Raw genomic sequence first — 22,844 nt, 5'->3', positions numbered from 1 at the left:
AATTCCCTACCATTCATCACGCGTCGGTATCGACATCAGTTTGCGTGGATTCAGTCATCACCGATTCCAAGGCAAATGCCAGAGAGTCCAGAACTCCCACACCGCTGTGAACCCCTCCTTCGGTCGCCTTCGCGGATTTACTGCGAATAAGGTAGCCGGCGTACCCATTATCTTCCGTGGCTGGCACCCCATTCACATGAACCGTAAAAATCCCAATCTCACTGATCAGATCGTCCACCACCTGAGTGCGTGCCTGTCTCACCACCAGAGCCGCCGACGGACGCGGCACCGGCTGTATACGCCGCATCAATGCCCAAGACGGATAATCCGCTACTGACAGTGACTGCAACCGAGGCAAGATCGCCTCATCGAATAAGCAGTGACCGCCGCCCTCTCTCTGGTTTTTAAGCACCCAATCGCTACTTCGCTGAGCCTGAAACCAGTTAATGTTCGCAAGCGTCACCGGGCGAATATCCCCCAAGACCGCTTTAACCAATTTCGCCTCATCAATGTCTAAACCAAAGCGGGAAAAACAGTCGATAGGCATCGCTGCCAATAGGGTTTGCACACGTTTGCTGGTCGCCAACTGCTGACTGACCGTGGCATTAACGGCCACTCGATGACGCTCAATCTGCATTCTGGTTAGCGCCAGCTTTTCGCAGCAATCCTGTTCACTGTCGCTAGGGGAAACGTAATCTTGATACTGATATCCCGCTCTTAAGTACACAAAATCGATGCTACCAACCCCATCCAACATCAACCGTTGTCCAGCTCCCGTCGATAACGCATGGCTAAGGTCATCAAAACTGCGGCGCACGGATTGAATGCCGCGGCGATGCAGTGCCTGCTCCAGTAAGTGCTGGTCATAGACGTTATCTTCGTTCTCTTGCACCACCATTAGAAAGCGAACCGGCCCTTCATCGGCATGCTCTCGCTTTATCTGATGACTTGCCAAGGCAATGCCGTCAGCCAAACCGGTAATCGCCCGATTGGCCACTAACGGCCCTTGATGCGCACTCAACCAGTCACCAAAGGCTTCTGACCACTGTTGCGATAGATACTGATGCAGCTGATGAATCCGCTGCCCAAATGGCCCCATTCCCGCCGCAATGCCATTAAACTCAATTAATTGCGGCCCACGAACTTGGTCATCCATAAAATCGGACCGCATCATCAATACCGGCAATCTAGGGGCATCAGCAAGTTGTTTTTCCATTGCCAACAAGGCTCTGAAAAACGGGTCTCCATCGGCAACCGGCTCAATGGCCTGAATCAAAAACGCGGTATCTTCCGAGATGGCGTGGATAAGTTTGGCCAGCACCGGCGAACTATGACGAATGCGCTCAAACCGAGCCTGCTCAATCACACTAGGGGTAAAACTGAAAGGCACCTGGGTCGCAACGGCGGCGGAACTCTTGAACGCCAAGCCATTGGATAGCCCCCACTCCACCGCCTCTTGAACGGCTCGCTGAGTCATTGAATTAGACATCTTGTTTGATACCGCTTTGTAAATGATGGGCTGGTGAATTCTGGGCGCTGCAGCGAATACAGCGACCTCGGTGAAAAATGGCGTAATCGTTTTGTTGCAGCTGGCACCAGGGTTCATCGGTCAGTGGCTGGGTGGCCACCAAGGAGATAACATCCTGCTCCTGATATTCCGCTGCCAGATTTTGGCTGCCGACGCCGTCGGTAAATTCCACGGAGGCAAAAGGTGCCGTCCGCGTAACCCAAGACAACTTGGTGGCGCAAAAGGCCAACAGGTATTCGCCGTCACTGAGCAGCATATTAAAAACCCCCAGAGTACTAAGGTAAGCCGCTTTCGTGGCCACAAACTCCATCAGTTCCAGGGTATCGCTCGGCGGAGTAACAAAGGTTGTTTTCATCTGATTAAGCAGCCAACAGAACGCCTGCTCACTGTCGGTTTGCCCCAGCGGGTGATGGTCACCGGTATCCAACTGTTCAAACGCATCCAATTGGCCATTGTGGGCATAGTTCCAGCAGCGCCCCCATAGCTCACGAGTAAAGGGGTGAGTGTTTTCCATGCTGACAGAGCCGCGATTGGCATCTCGAATGTGAGCCAAGACCAGCTGGCTGGGGAAAGGCTGCTGTTTTACAAACTCCGACGTTTTTGAGCAGCAGCAAGGATCCGTATCTTTAAAGGTTCGACAACCTCGCCCTTGCTCTCCCTCATAGAAGGTGACGCCCCAACCATCTTTATGGGGGCCGCTGTTGCCCCCTCGCTCTGCCAATACAGAAAACACCTTACGGGAAGAGATCGCCACATTGGCACTCACCCCTAGAAGCTCACACATGACCAACCTCACCATCGGTTAACCTTCGAAGCCCGCGAGCCATAAGGACAATACGCGGAGTCTCAAATTAAACTTCGAAGAAACTAGAAATATAAAACTGATTTTTACGACTTCGCCAGACACTGTCAAGGGATTTAGGCCTGAATTACGCCCACTGATAATTTGAATTGTTTAGGTTATAAGCCTGCCTCGCCTGGTTTATCGAAGGGGAAAAAAATCAGTCACGAGCCAGCTGTGAACTCAATCACTGTTCTTACCCTGCTACGGAAAACCACTATATGGCTCAAATCCACGATTAATTAGTCTGCTAGTAAAGGTCATCAAGACCCATTGCAGAATAATCAATCTACGAGTTAGGAGCCCTCCATGGCAGAACATACTCACCACCTTCGCTACACCCTTACCGCAGCTGCCCTGCTCAGCCTTTTGGCCACTGGCTGTGCCTCTCAAGCGCCACAGGGAAAGTACGTTGATGGTATCCACCAAGTTTCCGGCAAGGGTAAGAAAAGCGAAATCACCCTTGAAGTCGAAGTTAAAGACGGCAGCATTCAAAATGCAGTTACCAAGTCCCATAAAGAGACCGAGTCTCTATATCTCAATGCGGAGCGTCTACTGCCTCAGATCGTAAAAAACAACGGCCATGAAGGTATCGATGCGGTTTCAGGCTCTACCTACTCCTCCAACGGCATTCTGGAGGCGGTCAACAAACTGCCAAGAACCGATGGTTCAAAACCTGAATACCAAAGCGTTGGCGCATCAGAAAAACAGCAGGATGAGTTCAAGTTGAAGTGGTCCATTCAACCACAGCTTGGTTTGATTAAGGGCGACTACTACTACGAGGAAGCTCGCTTTCGTCAGGGGCATCTTGGCAGCATGATCATTGTGCTGGACAGCGCCAATCCAGAGGACGTGATTCTGGCTGAATTTAAGGAGAGCGGCCGTCCAAACTACTACACTCGCTTGTATCAAGACGTGCCCAAACGTATGTCTGAGTACAACTTCTCCATGGGCAAAAAGAAAGGCACCGCCTGGGTTCAATCGGCACTCACTATGGAAAAGATGATGGTCGAAAAAGATAAGCTGACCTTCGAGCCTAACCCAGATTACGACCCGAAACTGGCCAACAAGCTGAATCAGCCAAACCGTCTGAAATACCTAGAGCTGGACATCGTTGCAGGCGCCTCTAACTCCATTCAGCAATCGATGGTACCGCTAACCGCCAAGATCTACGATCGCATTAACGATGGCGGCACCACACTGCGGATGTATCAGAACGCTGAGAAGATGCTTGATAGCAAAGGCCGCTGGACCGGCCTGACCTCAGTACTGCGCTTTGTGGTAGATACCGGCAGCCAAGAGATTGTTGACGTCTACTACGATGAGATCTTTGCCGACTCCAAGTCAGAGATCCGCGACGCTTCCCTGAAGAAGTACTACCGTCAATCCAAATATGACTCCATCAACTACATCGAACCCGCCCGAATTGGCTTTAACGTCATGTTCGATGGTTTAAACGCTCACGTGAAAAACGGCGGCTCCATTTTCGACATCAACGATCTGCCCGCAACCGGAGACAGCGGCAGCTACGCTCAAACCGGCTTTACCAAGCGTTCAGATTCATGGGATCGCTACTTAGAACAGGCCCAGTTGCTCTACAAAGAGATGCGGGCAGACAAGGTGGTTCGCAGCCACAACTAACCCCAAAAGCGAGGCTGGTTTTTCCAGCCTCGTTTGCTTCGTCAAAGGTCTTACTATGACTCCACTCCCAAAATTCTCTTTGGCCGCTATTGGCCTCATCGCCGCTCTTAGTTCCCCTGTGGCCACTGCCCAATCTGAGCCCTTAAATACTAACTTGTGCCAACAGCACGGTCTCATCCAAACTCTGGATGATCGCACCGTGCTCTACACCCTGGACTATTTTGGAACCTCCATTGGCATCGAGATATTCGATGCAGGTACCGCTGATGCCCAAGCGGCTTTATGCCACTCTCTGCAATTGATAAAGCGCTATCACCAATTGGCATCGGATTACAGTACCTATACAGGCGTGACCAACATTAAGTCTCTCAATCTAGCGCCAACACAAACCCATCACGTCGAACCTGAACTATTTGAGCTGATAGAAATGGGCATTCAGTGGCATGAGATCTCCAAAGGCTATTTCAATATCGCCATCGGCCCTGTGGTTCAACTTTGGCGTCAGCAGCGATTTACATGTGAACAGCAAGATGGAGTCCACTGCGCCATCCCGTCCCAACAAGCCTTAGAAGAAGCTGCTACCCACACAAAAATTTCCAATATCACGCTGGATAAAACCAACCACAGCGTCACCATGGCCGACGGCATGAGCCTAGATATGGGCGGTATCGCCAAAGGTTGGATGGTGGAAAAGGTGCTTAATTACCTCAAGCATCAAGGCGTGCGCTCCGTGGTGATTAATGCAGGTGGTAACATTCGCCATTTTGGTCAGCACCCACAAGAGCGTGCCTTTGTCACCGCCATTGAAAATCCAGTTTGTCGCAAACACCAATTCCAACTGCCTGGCTGCGACCAACTGCCTATTCGCTATAGCGAGGTCATTAAGGGGGAAGATATCACCGTAGTGACCAGCGGCAACTACCTTAAGTACTATCAAGTAGGTGACAGGGAATATCACCACATCATCGATCCCACTACGCTCTACCCAAAACAGGGTGGTGTAGCGACCTCTGTAGTGCTGTCCAGCAACCATGTGTTTGCGGATGTACTCTCCACAACTCTCTTTCTTATGCCCACCAAGCAAGCTCAAGCGCTCGCCGAAAGCCTCCCTTATTTGGAAGCGATGTGGACACTGGATGAGTCAGGTAATCGCCTCTATAGCTCAGGCTTCTCTCGCTACACTCAACAATAACCAACCCTAATGGCTTTCAATCGCTCCAGTTGAAAGCCCCCTCCACCTATAGCAAGGCAGCCCCTAAAACACGGCGGCAACAGCCGGCCGCAGTCCCCATCAACCATCGACCGCTAAACGCTGTTAATCATCAGCCCGCTCAACAAGCTTGAATGCCAGATGCAAAAAAGCCCCAGCAACGGAGAACGGTTGCTGGGGCTTTGTCATCACACAATTTAGAAATCGAAACGAAGGCCGACGCTGGTTACCGTGTCATCAAACTCACTGTAATCATCCACCGAGAATTGGCCAACTTCGGTGTGCAGACGCAGCTGTTTGGAGAAGAAGTACTCAGCACCTAACGCCCACTGGCTAACGGTTGGTGCCGTTTCAATGCTGTCACCATGCTTGCCATAGACTCGGCCGGCAATTTTACCGGTACCAGAGTCATCTTCACCATACTGAGCTTTCAGTTTCCAGCCGCCCAGTTTGTAGGTGGTACTTAGGATGTAGCCAAAACCATCTCGCCCCTCATAACCCGCAGCATTTGGGTTTACCAGTTCAGACTGCTGCATGATGGTGCCAAAGGTCCAGTTGTCTAGCTTGTAATGGGCCACAACACGAGTGGCCTCTATGTCCTCAACCCCATCACTGTAGGCAGCAGCAAGGTAGAGGTTGGAGTGACGGAACTTCTTATCACCATAGGTAACCGCTAACTGGTAGTTCCCATTGTCTTTACGAGGATCATTATCGTTGTAGTAGTCGTCTTCCAGAATCAAACTAGCACCAAACTGCACGCCACTAAATACACTGCTGCGATACTCCAAAGAGTCTCCGTGGCGCTTATCACCAGCAAAAAGGCGATCGTGCTTGGTGCTGTAATTATCAAAAGCGTCTGCAAAACCTTTGGTCATCTTAAACACAGGGTCGATGCGGCCAAAGGCGATGGATCCTAACGTCGTATGCTTTAAACCTGCGTATGTTGGGCGAGACGATACCGTATCTTTCGTCTGGTCATCGCCATTCAATCCCACTTCAGCACGATAGAAGAACGCCAGCTGATCATTGATTGGCACTTCACCACGAATACCAACACGGGTGAAGTTGTTCTCCATCGTGGTACCGGACTTACCATCGTGGGTGGCCGAGCCAGAATCACTATTCGTAATCGAATAGTCGATTCGACCATAAAACTGCAGTTCATCCGCTTGAACACCAGTGCCAGCAACGGCTGCCAACAGACCTAACGCAATGGGGGTGAGTTTCATCATTACTCCTCGTGGGCCTTCGCCCTATACTTATCAATCGGTCATTGCAAAGAGAGCCACTGCAATCCTTACTGGCTACTTTCTTCGGCTCACCCTTCCCGGTGAGTCATGCTTTGCGGTTGACCACAGTTCATCAAAGCCGCTGCTTAGCCGATATAGTGGTTTTCCGTATGTCGAGGGTTAAGGTGAACCACCTCACATTCCAAGCCCAAGCTGGCCGCTAAACTGTATTCATTGACAAAATCTGTTCCCATTGACGTGATTAATAAACTGCTAATACCGCTGCTACTGATACTGCTGGCCCAGCCTTTCACCCTCGCCGCCAAAGAGCGAGTACGGATGGCAGTGTTGGCCTTTGATGATCCGGTCAAAGTACGTCAGCGCTGGCAACCCACGGTGGATTACCTTAATCAGCACCTACCGCAGCATCAGTTGGTGCTAGTGGCGCTGCGACCTCATCAGGTAGACCGGTTAGTGGAGAATCAGGCCTTTGACTTTTTCATTGGTAACGCCGTCAAAACCCTGCAACTCAAGCAGCGTCACGGCACCAGCCAACTGTTAACTCTTAAACCACTTAACGGCCGCAACCCAGCACTAGCCGTGGGCTCTGCCGTTGTCATGCGAGCCAACCATCAAGTGGATGATTGGCGAGCACTGCAGTCACTTCAGATAGTCTCAGTGGGCCAACAAGCGTTTGGCGGCTTTATCGCCTTTTGGCGGGAGATTGACCAACATGGATTGTCGCCCTTAAGCGACTTTCCCTACCTCAAATTTATCGGTTACCCGCAGTCCAAGCTGCTGCATAGCGTCATCAGTGGCAGCGCCGATGCCGCCATTGTCCCGACCTGCCTGCTGGAAAGCATGGAAGCGAGCAATCTAATTGCGAAAGGTGAGCTCACCGTGGTACTGCAACAATCCAGTGACAGCCCCTGTGCCACCAGTACCCAGCTCTACCCTTACTCCGCTCTGTCCGCTTTAGGTCATGCCGAACAGGCCTTAGCACGACAAGTGACTCGGCTGCTTCTCGACCTACACCCTCAAGACGACGCCGCCGTCACCGGCCGTTATGGCGGCTGGACAGTACCGGTAGATAACCGCGAAGTTTACGCCCTACTTAAAGACATCCAGCTTTGGCCTTTCGACCTAGAGCTAACCGACTTCTGGCCAGAGCTACTGCCCTATCTAGCCGCCATTGCCGCCCTAGCTCTACTAGCCTACTTGCACCATCTTCGAGTTAGGGCCTTGGTAACTCGCCGTACAGCCCAGCTTAGGCAGGAAATTGACGATCATCGCCTCACTCAAGAGAACCTAGAGCAACAACAGCGAGGATTTTACAAAGCACAGCGGGTTCTGCTAACAGGAGAGATGGCCTCAGGCATCGCTCACGAACTGAATCAACCACTGGCCAGCATTCGTTACCTCACCCAAGGTTGCCAATATCGACTGGAATCAGAGGTAATTAACAAAGATGAGCTGCATCAAGGGCTACAAAGGGTCGGAGAACAAACCGAACGAGCGCGGCAGATCATTCAAAAATTGCGGGATTTCTGTGCCCATAACTCAGAAGCAACTGCCGTTGATATGGTTGAACTCGTTAAAGACACCTTGACGCTGATGGCCCCCGACTGTCGTCATAATAGCTGCCATATTGATCTTGAATATGATCAAAAAACATTGATCATTCAGGGCGACCCAACACTGCTGAAACAAGTCCTAGTCAACTTGATGCGTAACGGCATGGAAGCTATGCAAGATCAGCCTAAAGCCGAGCGTAAACTCAAGGTTAGTCTTACCAGCGACACCTCGTGGTTAACATTAAAAGTGCAAGATAAGGGACCTCAAATCTCCCAAGAAAAACTTGCGCGCCTGTTTCTGCCCTTTGAAAGTGATAAGCCGCAAGGACTTGGACTGGGCATGACCATCTGCAAGCGCATTATTGAAGAGCATCAAGGTCAAATTGAGGCGTGCTCATGCCCTCAAGGTCTGACATTGATCTGCCGACTCCCACTAAGGAAAGCCTCATGAGCTCTATTTTTCTAGTCGATGACGACCATGACGTACGTGAAGCACTTCAGTGGATGCTGGATGCTAAAGGTATCACCTCACAAGGCTTTAGCAGTGCCCGCGAGTTTTTGGACTCTATCGCCCCAGAAACCACTGGGGTGGCCATCTTAGATATCGAGATGCCCGGCATGGATGGCTTGGCACTGCAACAGGAGCTCAGCCGCCGTCATAGTCGCCTGTCGGTACTTATCTTGACCGGTCATGCCAACGTTCCCAGAGCAGTCAGTGCTCTGAAAGCAGGCGCTCTGGACTTTCTCGAAAAACCAGTTAATCCAGATAGGTTGCTACCATTAATAGAAAAAGGATTGTCGCTGTCTGAAGAAAAAAGCCACGACGGCCTTAAAGCCGCGCAATGGCAACAACGAATAGACGCGCTAACCGAAAGGGAAACCCAATTGATGCTGTTGGTAATAGAAGGTAAAACGAACAAAGAGATCTGCGACAAGCTATTCATCGCCCAACGGACAGTCGAAATTCACCGTCATAATCTACTCAAAAAAATGGGCGTTAAAAATGCCGCTGAACTGGCATTTTTAGTAGGGAAAAATCAGTTTTAATCTCCCACTCTCCTTAACGAAAAGCATTGTTCTTCAATACGAAAAAAGCGCCCCGAGGGGCGCTTTTCCGATAGAGTTATCTAATTAGGCTGTGTGAGGGGACCTAATTAGAACTCTACTTTAACAGGCCATTCTTTCTGAACACGCTCTTCCAAGAATTTCTTCTTCTCAGCGTCTAGCTTAGCTTTGTCCAGACCGATAGCAGCTTGAGCAGCGGCTTTGGTGGAGTAATCAGGGTAAGTCACCTTGGTTACACCGTGCTTAGCCAGTACCTTCTTCAGCTTAGCGCGAGCTTCGATGGCGTTTTCTTTCGCAGTACCCAGCGTTTCAACGGCCAACTCAGGGTTGTGAGCGTGGATACCGTGTGAAGCGATGGAGTAATCCCAACGCCACTGAGCGTGACGGATGTCCTGCAGAGCAGCCTTCATCTCAGCTTCAGTCGCACCGGCTTTCCAAGCTTCACCCGCTTCGAAGTGAGCCTTAACAAGCTCGTCTTCTGCAGCCAGTTTGGCAGTTTCAACTTCGTGCTTTTGAGCCGCAAGAGCGTCAACCAGTTCTTGCTTGGTGTCGTGACAACCAGAGCAAGTTGCATCGAAGTTGTCGATGGCGTTGCCAACGTTGTGCTTGGTAAACTCTTTACCAGATGCATTTTCAACTTTCGGCATGTGACAATCGATACAGGTCACGTCCATTTCAGCGTGCATACTGGAAGACCAAGTTTCCCACTCAGGGTGCTGGGCTTTCAGCATTGGCGCTTTAGAAACTTTGTGAGTCCAATCTTTGAAACCCAGAGCATCGTAGTAGGCCAGAATTTCGTCTGCACCCATACCGCCGTTCCAAGGGAACTTCACTTTCTTGCTGTCAGTACCGTCGAAGTAGTATTCAACGTGACATTGACCACAGGCCATTGCAGACTGAATGTTCTCTTCTTGATCTTCAAACTTCTGGCCAGAAGCAGCAAATGCGCGCATTGCGAATGGACGCTGAGGCATCGCTTTGCCGGTTTCGGCATCGTGACAGTCGGCACAACCAATTACGTTGCCCATCTCGTCACCCCAAGCACCCCATTTCTTGCTGGAGAACTCGCCTTCGCCCACTTTGTCGTACATGCGCATCAGGTCAGGAGTCTTACAGCCCCAGCAGCTGGCAGCCATAGGGCCGTCAGTATCGGTCATTGGACCACCGGTACGCAGAGTGCGAATGTTATCGATCAATGCGTAGTAGTGACCACGAGGCTTGTTGTAGTCTTTAGAGAAACCGTAGCCGGCCCACAGAATCACCAGATTTGGATCTTCCGCCAGCGCGTCAGTCAGTTCATCGTCGTCCTTAGTGGTTGCCCAAGAGTTGTACTGTTCAGGGTACTTCTCTTTCCAGGTCAGGTTGTTGGCATCTTCAGGCTTGTTTTTAGCCACTGCGCCGCCAGCAATTGCGGCTGCGGTCATGGCAATAAGCAGTTTGTTCATCGCTTTCATCTCGTCCTCTCCTAGAGGCTTTTTATCTCTCAGGTACATGATAGATAAGCCAAGAATCCGTATGCATACCCCTTAAGGAGTATTCAAACCAAAAGCTGTTTCAGATCAAATTTTTAGCTAAAACCAGACATGATGCCGAAAGAGTTTCACTAACGAATTTATCGATTTATATCAAACGCTTATGACACCACCACAACCTTACTGGCCTTTCGATACTGAACGCGCCACCCGTTCCAGCGTGGCAATTCCCAGCGTTTCGGTCCTGATTTGCGGGTTCCGCTCACATACTCTAGCTCCACAATTTTGCGTCGATAGAGATACTGCACCCTAATTTTTAGCTCAGGTAGCACCAAATTACGAGGGTATTTTTCGTCGAATTCGGATCGTTGCCAGTAGGGAATTCCTACAAATTTAAGATCTTGTGGTTCAATTAGCTCAATATCATCAAAGCCTAACACTCCCAAGTCAGTAAGCGTTGTGGTTAACCAGGCTTCCGGCGTCGAGATAGGTTGCGGATTCTCCTCACAAAGTCCCAAATTAACCCAAAGCTGATACGCATCGATGTCCTGTTGAAGCTCAGCGTACAGCCCTGGGAAAATTCGCTCCTCCTTAATGGCGGTCACCAACAGCGGAATCACATTTTGATTTTCTAATCGTTCGCTCACTCGGCCAATCTCCCGCCCCGCATAGTGCAAAGGAATCACCAAGGTTGCCCCATCTTCTTGCAGCTCCCCAGGCTGAGCCTGACCAATACCGGCGTCAATCAGCTCAGCCAGCGTCACCGGTGCCAGACAGGTACCGAGGTTCAAAGTCTGTTTTACCCCTTTACCCGGCAGGGCGAATTGATCGAAGACCACCGCGGCTTCCGCTCTATCCTCAAGTCGGCTATCGCGGCCAAGTTGCACTTCGCTAAAGCCATTCCCCAGTGCCTGACGACGTTTCGCGCGGCGAACAAAGGCCAAGTCCGGCTGAGCACTGAGCACCTCCCTTAACCAAGGTTTACGCTGGTAGGGGGTGGCTACCGACAACTGGGGCAGCGCCAATGCGGCTCGAATCTGATCCGACAGTTGCCGCGCTTCCTTTAACAGCATCGCATCGGCAATGAGCGCTTCAGGCAAAGGCCGGCGCAACAGTTCAATTAAGGTGGTGGCATCGCAACAGAGAGGTTGCCACTGTTTTAGCGCCTCAACTCCCTCAGCTGAACTTGGTGGCTGCCACAGCCGTTGCCCCAAGCTTAGCGCCGACGCCAGATCCACCATAGCCTCTCGGTGGGGCTGATTGGTCATGGCCGTAATAAGGTGGGCAAATAGGGTATCGATGGGCAGTGGATACAATGCCTTGCCATGCTCCGTCACCCTCCCCTGCTCATCGATCGCCTGCATCTGCAGCAGCTTATCTTTGGCAATCGCAAGGGACTTCTCTGGCAAGCCATCCACAAAACCCAGCTCAGACAGAACAGCGCCAGAGCATGCTGCCGCCAGCATCGGTTCGACCAACTCCTCTCGCTGCATCTCCGGTGGCGTCAACGCTTCCATCGGCGCAAACTGCCCCCACAATCGAAAACAGCTGCCCGCTTGCACTCGACCGGCGCGGCCGCTGCGCTGAGCGGCACTGGCGCTTGAGATACGATGCAATCCCAACACCGTACGCCCATTACGCTGATGAGTTCGGCGCTCAAGACCAGAATCGATAACGCAGGTCACCCCAGGAATGGTCAGTGAGGTTTCCGCCACGTTCGTCGCCAGTATCACCCGTCGTTTTGAACCTTGGGTTAGCGCAGCCCGCTGCGCCTCATTACTGGCGCCGCCGTGCAGAGGCACCAGATGCAGATCCAGCCCCTTTAACTGGCTTTGGCATTGAGCAATCTCTTTTTTCCCCGGCAAAAACACCAAGATGTCCCCTGGCGTTTCGTCGATGGCGCGCTCAACGGCGGCCTTAACTCTGGACTCCAGCCCTCGCACGTCCGCAAGCTGACGGCTGTCTTGAGCTAAATAGGAGATGGCCACATCAAATTGGCGGCCGTCTGCCACCAGACGCTCACCGCCCAAATAGTTGGCCAAGCGCGCGCCATCAATGGTGGCGGAAGTCAAAATTAGCTTATGTTTCTGTTGCCGCTTTAACAGCGCCAGCAGCAGATCCGTATCCCAGCGGCGCTCATGAAATTCATCGATGATCACCACATCAAAATCGCTTAATTCCGTTTCACTCAGCCAGCGCAGCGCCACACCTGGGGTGACGAACGCCACCTGAGTCTGTTCATCCACGGTGGACTCAAAACGGATGGCATGACCAATAATGAGCTCAGACTGACTGTTTAAGTAATCAGACAGCGCCAAACAAGCCACTCGCCGAGGCTCCACCACCAGCACTCGGCCGGTCTCTGCCGCCCAAAGGGGCAATCGAGTGGACTTACCTGAGCCGGTTTGCGACTCCACCACGAGGTGACTTCGTGTTAAAGCCTGATGAAATTCAGCGTAGAGGGCGTCGATGGGAAGGGAGTTTGGTGTCGGCATGGCAATGGTAAAACAGTCTTAGTTGGCGGCCAGTGTACCTCAATCCCGACAACTGAGGTTGCAGTTTTGCCCTCACAGGTTACCCTTGGCCTCTTTGATTTTAGGTTGCTACTGCTTTTTGTTATGTCTGTCTGGTCTCTCTATCTGGTGCGCACCGCCAGCAACCATCTTTATACTGGCATCACCACCGAGGTCGAGCGCCGCTTTAGTCAGCATCAAAACGGCACTGGTGCCAAAGCGCTTCGCGGGAAAGGGCCATTGAGCTTAGCTTTTTGCATTGAGGTGGGCGATCGCAGCGCCGCCTCAAAACTGGAATACGCCATCAAGCAGCTCTCTAAAAAAGACAAAGAGCAAATAGTGAAGTGCCAGCAACTGCCTGAGGCGCTGACCTGCTACCTGCAAACAACCGCCGAGCCGCCGCAACCCTGAAACTTGCCTGCCCCCTACTCCCTAACTGGGCAAGGCATAACGCTTTCCTAGAATAACCATCAAAATGCCGCCGAGTATGATCAGCGCCGATGTCATTAATCGTAAATCGATGGCTTCGCCAACAAAGATAACTCCGCCTAACGCGGCAATGACCGGCACCGACAGCTGCACCACCGCCGCTTGTACCGCCGAGATCTGCCTGAGCACTTGATACCAGATGGCATAACCAAGCCCCGACATCAACGCGCCAGACGCCAAGGCCAAGGCGACGCCTTTACTAGACAGCACCGCAACCTCAGCCGTTGCCATCGTCAGCACCAGCAGCATCGGCATGGTTCGAACGAAGTTATGCATGGTATCGCTGAGCGGGTCGGTTGAACCGCGCCCAGCAAGGGTGTAGAGCCCCCAGGCGATGCCAGATATCGACATCAATACCAAGCCCTTCAGTGAAGGGGTCGCCAGCTCAGGGGCAACCAGATACACAAAGCCAGCAAACGCAGCAATAGTCCCAAGCCACTCCGTCCAATGCAACTTGGTGCCCTTTAGCGCACTCAACAGCAGCATGGTGATCTGCACCGCAGCAAATAGGATCAGAGCGCCAGTTGCCGTCTGCAGACTTAAATACGCGTATGAAAAACACAGGGCGTATAGAAACAGGGCCAGCGAGGCACGCCAACTGCCTTTGGCGTCATCAACAGAGGCCTTTTTTGTCGAGTAGCTCACCCAGTAGTGCAGCACCACTAGGGTGACGGCACCAGAGAGTAGTCGTATGGAGGTGAAACTAGCTGGATCAATGATGCCGCTGCCCAGCGCCATGCGGCACACAATGGAGTTTCCAGCAAAGGCAATCAGGGAGGTGAGCGTGAGAACAACCGCTTTCATACTTGAGTTAACTTGGCGCCTAAAGGGTAAATTATCAAAGGGGTAACAGCATAGAGTATTCCACAATGTTGGGGTTTCACCTTAAAGGCTTATGGTCTTAGCCATAACCTAAAGGCATCGATATCACCTGCCGTTCATTGGCATCGACTTCAGTCGCGCAAGCCCTACAATAGGCAGTCTCAAATCAAAAAATTATCAGGGAAGTACAACATGGCATTTCGAGTTTACCTGTCAGGAGAGATTCATTCCGACTGGCGTCAACGGATCATTGATGCCTGCAAGGCAAAGCAGGTCGAGGTAGAGTTTGTGTCGCCCAATACGGATCACGAATCCAGTGACGCCGCTGGGGATTGCCTCGGAGCAGAAACCCAAAACTTTTGGCGAGACCACAAATCCGCCAAGGTGAACGCCATCCGCATCCAAACCGCGATTCAATCCTGCGACTTGGCGATCATCCGCTTTGGCAACAAGTACAAACAGTGGAACGCCGCCTTCGACGCTGGCTTTTGCGCCGCGCTGGGCAAACCCTACCTCACGCTGCATGATGAAGAGTTGATTCATGCCCTTAAAGAGGTGGACGCCGCCGCCAATGGCTGGGCAACCACCCCAGAGCAAATTGTCGAGATTTTGGACTATACCCTGCGTTAATCTGAGCAGCCACCGATGCAGCCTGAACGGGTTAATGCAAAAACCTCGGCAAAAACTATCCCGCTCAGGCTGAGTCATCACGGCAAAGGCAAACGCAGCCCCAACCGTTAACTACTTTGGCTGCTGTTCAGGTTTGTCTTGGTACTTATCAAACCAAGCCAAGATGTAACCCACTTTGCGCGCCAAGTTCGACGGCTTTGCGGCAATGCCGTGGTACGCCCCTTGAATTCGCACCAACGCACTTTCAACCCCCTGCAAACGCAAAGCGCCGTAGTATTGCTCACTTTCGGCCATCGGCGTGCGCACATCCAGCTCACCGGTAAGCACCATGGTTGGCGTGGTTACATTGCCCACTAGAGACAGTGGCGAGCGGCGCCAGTACTGCTGGTAATCATTCCAGGGCAGATCGCTAAACCAATATTTGGTCATGTAGGTGTAGATGTCTGAGGTGCCAATCATGCTGACCCAATTGATCACCGGCTTGGCCACTACCGCCGCCTTAAATCGATCGGTATTGCCGATGATCCACGCGGTTAGCACCCCACCACCGGAGCCACCGGTGACAAACAGGTTTTGGGTATCCACGTAGCCTTTGGCAATCACCGCGTCCACCATGTCCATCAGATCGTTGTAATCTTCAGACGGGTAATTTTTATCAATCAGGTTCGCAAATTCAGCCCCTTGGGACGTTGACCCTCTCGGGTTGCCATACACCACCACATAACCGGCGGCGGCAAATAGCTGCGCTTCTGCGGAGAACTCAGGACCGTACGCGGTATGGGGGCCACCATGAATCTCAAGGATAAGCGGGTATTTTTTGCTCGGGTCAAAGTGTGGCGGGGTGACCACCCACGCGTTTAGATCCCGTGCATCGACGCTGCTTTTGATCTGAAGTAGCTCAGGCTGGTTCAAGGTTTTGTGATCAAACAGGTCACTGTTTAGGTCAGTCAATGACTGCACCTTGCCGCGACGAGACACCACCGCCAGATCCGCTGGGCGCACACCCGTAGAGTGAGTGAAAACTATGCGGCCATCATCCAGCACATCGTAATGGCCAGAGGTATACGGCCGGCCAATGCTCAAGCCCCCCAGGGCATCGGTTTTAACTGAGATTTTGCCCTTTAGGTTCACATAAGCAACGTGCTTTTTGCCCATGTCATCAAAACTAAAGTACACCCCTTTGCCGTTATCCGCCCACTTAAGATCCCCCACGGAACGGTCTAACTTTGGGGTTAAACTGGTGATGTTCGCACCATCAAGATCCATAACGTACAGCTGATTCACCTGCATCGCCTGGCCGTTATCTTCATAACCAACAAACGCCAGCTTATCCCCCTTAGGGCTCATTAACGGGCTTTGTTCAGGGCCGCTGGCATCGGTCAACGGTGACACTTCACTGGTAGCAACATCGATGCTCAGCAGATCGCTGTTCAGTACATCAAAATCCGAGTCCTCGCGAATGTTGGCGGAAACAATGACTTGCTTGCCATTGGGATGCCATGCAATTGACCCAGTGTAATCATTGGGTCCAAAGGTAATCTGCCTAGGGGTGCCGCCAATCGAAGGCACAACGTACAGCTGCATATTGCCCGGACGCTTCATTCCCAAGCCATCTCGTTGAAATAGGGTTTGATCGATGTAATGGGCATCGTCGGCCCACTTCGCGCCTTCGGGCTTAAAATCTAAGCTGAATAGGGGGTTGGCTTTGGTGGGGGTAAACATGGAAAAAGCAAGCTGCTTACCGTCTGGAGAAAAGCTCAAATGAGTGGGGGTTTTGGCAACGTCAGTGACTCGGGTGGTGTTGCCACTGGCGAGATCGCTAAGATAGATCTGTATCTGTCCCTCTTTGCTCGACAGGTAAGCCATCTTTTTGCCATCAGGAGAAAACAGCGGATTAAAATGGTTTTTGGTATCCGATAGCAGTGGCATTGGGTCACTGCCATCCAACGCCACCGTCCACAAATTGGTGCGCACCCCATCGGTCATAATGTCCATGCTGCTGCGCTGAAATAGGACTCGCTCGCCATCCGGCATCACTACCGGATTGGCGGCGTACTCAAGATTAAACAGATCCTTTAACTCAAGGTATGACGACGGTGTATGTTGCTCTGCGGCCACCGATGCACTAACGCCCATTACCGCGGCCATCGCCACGGCACTAAAAACCCTCTTCCCCATCATGTTGATGCCCTTTTTATAGTGATTCATTCCATTGTTATTTGGCTCATCGACGCAAGCCTTTAGCCAGCAGGCCATGACCTACTGGGAACGAATTAAGGTACGGCAAGGCACCGTTTACGGCATCAACAAATTTGTTAGAAAGTCTGTTTTTTTAATGGCTTGGGGAGTGAAGAATAAAGTGTGAGAGTTGAGAGAGTCAAAGTCCCATGAGAGGGCAAGTGAGGTCTACGGTCATCGGCACCATTTGGCTTTGCTCATGGCTTACCACAAGCAAAGCCGATACACCGGGAGTTAAGCCATACTCGCTTTGAGCTCCAAAGCTTGTTCAAGCAACTCTCGGCTCTCTTTAACAACGATCTCATCTTGATCTTCTTCAATCACAACATTCAATTGAAGGATGGCTTGCTCAAGGTTTTCAAGGCTCTCCTGATCTAGCACGCCGACATACTCTTCCGCCAGGTAGAAATAGGTCTCCGCGAGATCATACTTGTGCTTCGCCGTTGGTTGCAGTTCGATGATTTTTTTACAGATGTCGATGCACTCACCATTGATGCCTTGAGTTGACGTCAGCGACATGTAGAGGTTCAAACAGGCAATGTTATCTGGCTCAATCGCTAGCGCCTGCTCCATCAACTCTGCCCCGCCCACGTCGTCGATATCCAAGTGCAAGTAAAGCGAGGCTTTCTCTGCATAGGCCGCAACGAACTTAGGATCCAGCTCGATGGCTTTTTCGAAATCTGCAATGGCTTGATCGCTATCGCCGTACTCCAGATGAACCAACTTTTCCTTGTTGTAGGTGTAAATGGCACCATGAATAAGCCCGCGCTGGTAATAAGCTTGTGCGCAATTGGGATTCTGCAGCAGATAAGCATCAACAAGGGCTAATCGAGAAGATTCTGGATGCAATTTTAGAGTGTCGAGAAAGTGGTTAAATGATTCCATGTGCGGCGCCATTGAGTAGATAAAACATTACAGGGCAGCCATTAAACAGGGTGAACGCGAGATTGTCCACCTTGTTTTATTAACTAAAAGTCATGAAAATCAATGAAATAGGTTAAAAATAGTATTACAGTCGCAGCGCCTATCGCTGCGGCCAAGCAAGCTCCCTTCACAACTTCATCCTTTTACTCACAACAGGTCACAACTGGTCACTACAATGAAGCTAGCAATCCATTTCATTTCGCCGAGAGACTGTCGTTCTGATTACCCGCGTTTTCACAGGCTGCTGTGACACCTCAGCCCAACGATATTGGGGAAGAACGACAACAAGCCAACTTTAAGCCACTGTTGGGACTGATGGTGTGCAAGCCTGAAAAACGGCTTAAACGAAAAGCCAATCATGAAGTAACCGTCCCGGCATTAAAGCAAACGTACCCGCAACAAGCATGCCTCCGACATATAAGGCCACCATACTCATTTTGTGTCTTTTGATGTTGCCGTTTTTGGCTGAAAAATACGCCACAGGAACCGCATAAATCGTTAAAAAACTCAGTAAATGAATAAACCCAAAGTGCCCTAATACCAATGAACCCACTTGAGCTTCCATAAAAAGAGATGTGGTTGCCGAAAAAAGCATCAGAATCATATAGACTCTTCCGAGCCTTTTATGGCTTGGAGTACCCTTTTTCGTAAAGATCAGATAAGTGCCAATTAAGAATGCAGGAACAACAGTGACAAGATGGATATAGGCAAGTTCAAGATAACTCACGAATTAATACTCCTTATTTTTTTCATAAGCCATTGATATTTAAAAATTAATGACAACCCACCTCCTTGGCGGGCGCCCTCTGCTTAGCTTTAATTGTTGAAATACCAGCGACATGACGGTGGTCAACTTCATGTTCGTCTTAACGCACTGTTCTTCGAAATCTCAGAGATGTAGCGCTTCCTGTCCAGTTTTGGCTACAATTGCACGCTTTATGCTTATAGGTGCGTTAAGCTGGCTTAGGATTACATAGTTTCGAGATTTTACAATGTCCTTATGAAAGATTTTTCTAAGAATTTCTTACTGGTACAAATTGCTGTTTATCGTAGAATCGAAATATTCATTTAAGGGAATTAACAATGTTGGTTAGAAACAACTCTTACAAAGCTCTATTTTATGGGAATGCCCAAAGCATTCCGAAACAAAACCCTAAGATCTCGTCGATGTGGTTTGCTAAAAATGATGAACCGTTTGACCATGCCCCTATCGAAACGGAACTCAACATTAAGTTCCCTGAACTATTTCTATCGTTCATAAAAGAGTGTGGCGGCTTTTACTTTGATCACAGCTGTAATTACTCTTACCCCTGTGCACCAGATGACATGAGCAAATCCCTGTCGATCGGTTTCGATATTGTTGACAACAAACATACGAAAAATATCAAATTTACACTATTTGACGGTTTTTACCTACCGGGTAGTGCAAGCTACTACAATGATAAAGAAACCTTAGATGAGTGCTTTAGCTCTGGTGAATATGATAAAGAGCTTGATGGGCGTGATTGGCGTAAGCTGATACCTTTCGCAAATGATAACGGAGATCTTTTGTGTCTAGACTTTAACGTAAAAGATGAACCCGAAGTCGTTTATATAACTTATGACGGCGTCGATATCTTTCCCGCTCTGACTAGCTTTGAACGTCTATTAATTGAACTAGATTACTAAGGTCTGTTTATCTTTCGTGTGCTTGCTTCGTAGCAGGTTGGATTTAAGTGGAAATTAGTAAGACAGGGGCTGTGACAGCTTATCTAACGATGTTGAGTGCCCCACTAAATCGGGTCAAATTCAAGTTGATCTTGAACAGCTTGTTAGGGTTACTTTATCAGCTCAAAATTATTTATATACTTACTGATATCAACTGTTTTATTAAGCATGAATTTACCTTCATTAATTGAAACCCTGATAGATATAGTATTCGTATCTTTAATTGCACCAGTATTTATAAAAGTCGCAACAACAGAGCTAGGTAATATTACATAATCATGGTGAAAGTGAGAATTCATAAATCTGCGACACAATAAGACATAAAACGTAGGACTTTGGTCATTATTTTCGAATATGTGCTTCTTAATTGAAAAACTAAAACCGCTCGCAGATTCAGATGCGGTTTTGACTTGGATATGGAAATACCTATTACTTTTAGATGCAACTAGATCAATCCCTTCATCAACTGTCATTATTGCAGCGTTGTAACCACGAAATAGTAATTCACTTAAAACGGCATGCTCACCAGCCGCGCCGACAAAATTAGAGCTTGGGGCTTCAATAGGTTGTATAGCTACATGTTGAATTGAATTTGATCGAAATTTTTTAGCTTTATAAATGCCTCGTTTAAAGGAGCCATTTTTATTTTTGACTTTTGAGAATCGCGATTTTGATTTTTTGCTTCTGAACTCAGTCGACAATCGACTCGATAGTTTTGCGGACAGCGAATCTGCATCAATTTTTAGGTTTTGGTATTTTTCCAAAATCAATAAGGCTATTTCATCTACATGTAACCCTTTAGGATTATCTTTCAATATTTCTAATGCCATTTCTGCAATATAAGACATGTAACTCCTTGTAACCCTAACGCTCCACTTAGCGGGAGCAGACTGCCCGGCTATACTCTGCGAGGCACGAGTAAAAGCCAGCCTGGTTGAAATCCGTCTTTAGTGCCTTTTTAACTTGAAGCACTATTATTTTGTTTCTGAAGTTCGGCCTCTAGCCTAGCTACTCGCTCTTCTAGAATCTCAATTCGCTTGTCGGCTCCCTTGAGTTCCCTTACGTCTTCAATGAGCTGCCGAGGATCTACAAAATAGTTCATTACTAACATTAAGATCCCAAAGGCGATCATGAACGATACTAATTCCCACATACCCTAAATTCCCTCTACGAAGTTCCGCTTCAATTTAATGCCTTGCTAAGGTGCCGCTAACACCACGAAAGCCAAGAAAATCAACCGTAGTCACTAAACTCAACCGAAACAAAAATGCCAAAAGTTAGCCGTCACTCTTGAGCAATTTGTTAGGTTCACTTTTGACAATGTTTGGGTTTTCTATACCCAAAGAATTATAGTGATGTTGAACTAGTGGGGCAATTACATTCTCAATATATTCATCAAATGCACTTGAAGGAAGTTTTCCGAACCTTTTATTTATTCTTGCAATTCTATGCCCAACATCTTTTGTAGTACTTCTACCAGATAGCTTTGCCAGTTTTAACAATCCAACTTCAAGATCGTTGAGAGCTTCATTAAACATGAAACCTTTCACATTTGAAAGAAGTGCCTCTTCTTCATCCGAGCTAATTTTTTCTGAGGCAATAGTATCTATATACGAAAGAAGATTTATTAGCATATCATTTTTGTTTAAGTCAAATGCAAGCATTGGATATATTCCAGCTAATTCCTTTACGGATGATTTATATGCTTTCAAAGAGTGACCATCTAAAGATTCGCGATTTCCCATCATCATTGGAATTGATTTCACCATACCTTGCTTTATTAATTTCTTCTCTTTATCCTCTATGCTTTCTGCAGGAAACCGTATTTTTATCTCTTCTATTAATTGGTTTAAGAATGAATCAGAATTACTAAACTTTAGCATAGCTACTAGAGACCAGACGTCTAGTAATTGAAACAATGACTCGTTGACCTTTTCTTTTAATTCTCTTTTTTCTCGAAATAAATATCCAGTCGAACTGATCAATCCACCCAAAACCGCTCCTAATATTACTGATAGTATTTTTATGTCCATATATTCTAAAATTCTCCTTACTTGATAGGTGAACCTAACGCTCCACTTAGCAGGAACAGGCTGGCCGGCTATTCTTTGCGACGTACGAGCGGATCCGGCCCGTCTGGAATTATCTTAAACGCTTTGTTATACTTTTAGTTGCCACAGCGACCAAAGGACTCCTCCCGCAGTAAGCACAGCAACAATTAAACTAAACACCATTACTTTTACTTCAACCTTTCTAGAGCTTATTTCAGTGTTAGAGCTTCTATCTATCGATTTCACTAGCTTTCTTGAGCCTCTGTTTTGATCAAATACCGCTAGAAACAAGTGATTAGTTACGATTGCAAAAAGCAAAGAACCAAAAAACACCCAAAGCCCTTTCTCAACATTTTTATCAATAAAGACGAATTGAACCGTAATAAATCCAGCAGAACCTAAGGCTGTATCTGAAAATAACCTAGCTACCCAATGCGAGTATTTATAAAAGCAATTGTCATGCTCAAACCAAAGTAACAATAAGATCAATATCGGAAGTATTATTGCAGTAACCGCTATGCCATAAAATAGATTAATAACAGTCGCATTACCTTCTATAAAGTCAGTTGATATACCCGTTACGCTACAAAACAACAAAAGAAACAAACTTGCTATTGTCCATATAACAAGCGGACTAGGATCAATTCGAGGGAAGTTTTTCTTAATAAAAAGTCGCATATTTTTCCTTAAAGTATAACGCTCCACTTAGCGGGAGCAGTCTGCCCGGTTAAAATCCGCGAGGCACGAGCAGAGCCGGGCTGGCTGAAATCCGCCTACAGTGCATTGTATGGATAATAACGACTCAATTCGGGTAAGGTGAGGCCCAGACTTTAGCTGCAACTAAAGTTCTCTAATCGGCAGTTCGATACAGTGATGGCTCCTCTATCGAGAGACCGATAACAAGTAAGAA

At 48.9% G+C, this 22,844-nt stretch carries 19 protein-coding genes; 7 read left to right on the top strand and 12 right to left on the bottom strand.

All coding sequences use genetic code 11. The features are described 5' to 3' along the window. Positions 1 to 16 precede the first annotated feature (16 nt). The gene (locus tag FCL42_RS16220; RefSeq protein WP_136864477.1) at positions 17 to 1,489 is read right to left on the bottom strand and encodes a glutathione synthase; all 1,473 of its coding nucleotides are present in this window, start codon (positions 1,487 to 1,489) and stop codon (positions 17 to 19) included. After that, the gene (locus FCL42_RS16215) at positions 1,482 to 2,312 is read right to left on the bottom strand and encodes a class II glutamine amidotransferase (RefSeq protein WP_136864476.1); all 831 of its coding nucleotides are present in this window, start codon (positions 2,310 to 2,312) and stop codon (positions 1,482 to 1,484) included. Before FCL42_RS16215 ends, FCL42_RS16220 begins: the two co-directional genes overlap by 8 nt. 366 nt (positions 2,313 to 2,678) lie before the next feature. Here FCL42_RS16215 and FCL42_RS16210 point away from each other — a divergent pair, with 366 nt between their 5' ends. Together FCL42_RS16210 and FCL42_RS16205 are read left to right on the top strand one after the other, a co-directional pair. Continuing rightward, positions 2,679 to 4,010: an FMN-binding protein gene (locus FCL42_RS16210; protein WP_136864475.1), complete on the top strand. Its 1,332-nt coding sequence runs from the start codon at positions 2,679 to 2,681 to the stop codon at positions 4,008 to 4,010. A gap of 55 nt (positions 4,011 to 4,065) precedes the next feature. Beyond that, positions 4,066 to 5,202: an FAD:protein FMN transferase gene (locus tag FCL42_RS16205; RefSeq protein WP_136864474.1), complete on the top strand. Its 1,137-nt coding sequence runs from the start codon at positions 4,066 to 4,068 to the stop codon at positions 5,200 to 5,202. Between the two features lie 215 nt (positions 5,203 to 5,417). On the opposite strand, the gene FCL42_RS16200 is transcribed toward FCL42_RS16205, so the two are convergent. Then, positions 5,418 to 6,449 carry a porin gene (locus tag FCL42_RS16200; RefSeq protein ID WP_229359887.1) on the bottom strand — a complete coding sequence of 344 codons (1,032 nt, stop codon included), beginning with the start codon at positions 6,447 to 6,449 and terminating at the stop codon, positions 5,418 to 5,420. 258 nt (positions 6,450 to 6,707) lie between these two features. On the opposite strand from FCL42_RS16200, the gene FCL42_RS16195 reads away from it, so the two are divergent. Both FCL42_RS16195 and FCL42_RS16190 read left to right on the top strand, forming a co-directional pair. After that, positions 6,708 to 8,474, top strand: a complete 1,767-nt coding sequence (locus tag FCL42_RS16195; protein WP_136864472.1) for a sensor histidine kinase — start codon at positions 6,708 to 6,710, stop codon at positions 8,472 to 8,474. Beyond that, positions 8,471 to 9,070, top strand: coding sequence for a response regulator transcription factor (locus FCL42_RS16190; RefSeq protein WP_229359886.1), 600 nt, complete (start codon positions 8,471 to 8,473; stop codon positions 9,068 to 9,070). Before FCL42_RS16195 ends, FCL42_RS16190 begins: the two co-directional genes overlap by 4 nt. 107 nt (positions 9,071 to 9,177) lie before the next feature. Here the strand turns inward: FCL42_RS16190 and nrfA are convergent, their stop codons facing one another. Next, a complete protein-coding gene (gene nrfA, locus FCL42_RS16185; RefSeq protein ID WP_136864470.1) occupies positions 9,178 to 10,542 on the bottom strand; it encodes an ammonia-forming cytochrome c nitrite reductase in 1,365 nt (454 codons plus the stop codon). Positions 10,543 to 10,721: 179 nt separating this feature from the next. Continuing rightward, the gene (locus FCL42_RS16180; RefSeq protein ID WP_136864469.1) at positions 10,722 to 13,055 is read right to left on the bottom strand and encodes a helicase-related protein; all 2,334 of its coding nucleotides are present in this window, start codon (positions 13,053 to 13,055) and stop codon (positions 10,722 to 10,724) included. A 123-nt stretch (positions 13,056 to 13,178) separates the two neighbouring features. Here FCL42_RS16180 and FCL42_RS16175 point away from each other — a divergent pair, with 123 nt between their 5' ends. Beyond that, positions 13,179 to 13,484 carry a GIY-YIG nuclease family protein gene (locus tag FCL42_RS16175; RefSeq protein WP_136864468.1) on the top strand — a complete coding sequence of 102 codons (306 nt, stop codon included), beginning with the start codon at positions 13,179 to 13,181 and terminating at the stop codon, positions 13,482 to 13,484. A gap of 21 nt (positions 13,485 to 13,505) precedes the next feature. Here FCL42_RS16175 and FCL42_RS16170 read toward each other — a convergent pair whose 3' ends face one another. After that, complete coding sequence (locus FCL42_RS16170; RefSeq protein WP_136864467.1) at positions 13,506 to 14,366, bottom strand: DMT family transporter; 861 nt, start codon at positions 14,364 to 14,366, stop codon at positions 13,506 to 13,508. Between the two features lie 210 nt (positions 14,367 to 14,576). Here FCL42_RS16170 and FCL42_RS16165 point away from each other — a divergent pair, with 210 nt between their 5' ends. Beyond that, positions 14,577 to 15,014, top strand: a complete 438-nt coding sequence (locus FCL42_RS16165; RefSeq protein ID WP_136864466.1) for a YtoQ family protein — start codon at positions 14,577 to 14,579, stop codon at positions 15,012 to 15,014. Between the two features lie 111 nt (positions 15,015 to 15,125). Here FCL42_RS16165 and FCL42_RS16160 read toward each other — a convergent pair whose 3' ends face one another. From FCL42_RS16160 to FCL42_RS16150, 3 genes are all read right to left on the bottom strand, one after another. Next, complete coding sequence (locus FCL42_RS16160; protein WP_407644379.1) at positions 15,126 to 17,150, bottom strand: S9 family peptidase; 2,025 nt, start codon at positions 17,148 to 17,150, stop codon at positions 15,126 to 15,128. A gap of 336 nt (positions 17,151 to 17,486) precedes the next feature. Then, positions 17,487 to 18,137: a hypothetical protein gene (locus FCL42_RS16155; protein WP_136864465.1), complete on the bottom strand. Its 651-nt coding sequence runs from the start codon at positions 18,135 to 18,137 to the stop codon at positions 17,487 to 17,489. Positions 18,138 to 18,516: 379 nt separating this feature from the next. Next, on the bottom strand, positions 18,517 to 18,903 hold the full coding sequence (locus FCL42_RS16150) for a DUF2306 domain-containing protein (protein ID WP_136864464.1): 387 nt from the start codon (positions 18,901 to 18,903) through the stop codon (positions 18,517 to 18,519). 356 nt (positions 18,904 to 19,259) lie between these two features. Between FCL42_RS16150 and FCL42_RS16145 the strand changes: the two genes are divergently transcribed. Further along, positions 19,260 to 19,844: an SMI1/KNR4 family protein gene (locus FCL42_RS16145; RefSeq protein WP_136864463.1), complete on the top strand. Its 585-nt coding sequence runs from the start codon at positions 19,260 to 19,262 to the stop codon at positions 19,842 to 19,844. A gap of 149 nt (positions 19,845 to 19,993) precedes the next feature. On the opposite strand, the gene FCL42_RS16140 is transcribed toward FCL42_RS16145, so the two are convergent. The 3 genes from FCL42_RS16140 to FCL42_RS16130 form a co-directional block, all read right to left on the bottom strand. Then, positions 19,994 to 20,731, bottom strand: a complete 738-nt coding sequence (locus tag FCL42_RS16140) for an HTH domain-containing protein (protein ID WP_136864462.1) — start codon at positions 20,729 to 20,731, stop codon at positions 19,994 to 19,996. 429 nt (positions 20,732 to 21,160) lie between these two features. Beyond that, positions 21,161 to 21,916, bottom strand: coding sequence for a hypothetical protein (locus FCL42_RS16135; RefSeq protein WP_136864461.1), 756 nt, complete (start codon positions 21,914 to 21,916; stop codon positions 21,161 to 21,163). A gap of 126 nt (positions 21,917 to 22,042) precedes the next feature. Beyond that, positions 22,043 to 22,612 carry a hypothetical protein gene (locus FCL42_RS16130; protein WP_136864460.1) on the bottom strand — a complete coding sequence of 190 codons (570 nt, stop codon included), beginning with the start codon at positions 22,610 to 22,612 and terminating at the stop codon, positions 22,043 to 22,045. Positions 22,613 to 22,844: the final 232 nt, after the last annotated feature.

The organism is Ferrimonas aestuarii, assembly GCF_005116665.1.
Taxonomy (GTDB): domain Bacteria; phylum Pseudomonadota; class Gammaproteobacteria; order Enterobacterales; family Shewanellaceae; genus Ferrimonas; species Ferrimonas aestuarii.
Note: the sequence above shows the minus strand (reverse complement) of the source record. Positions and strands in the feature narration are given on the sequence as shown.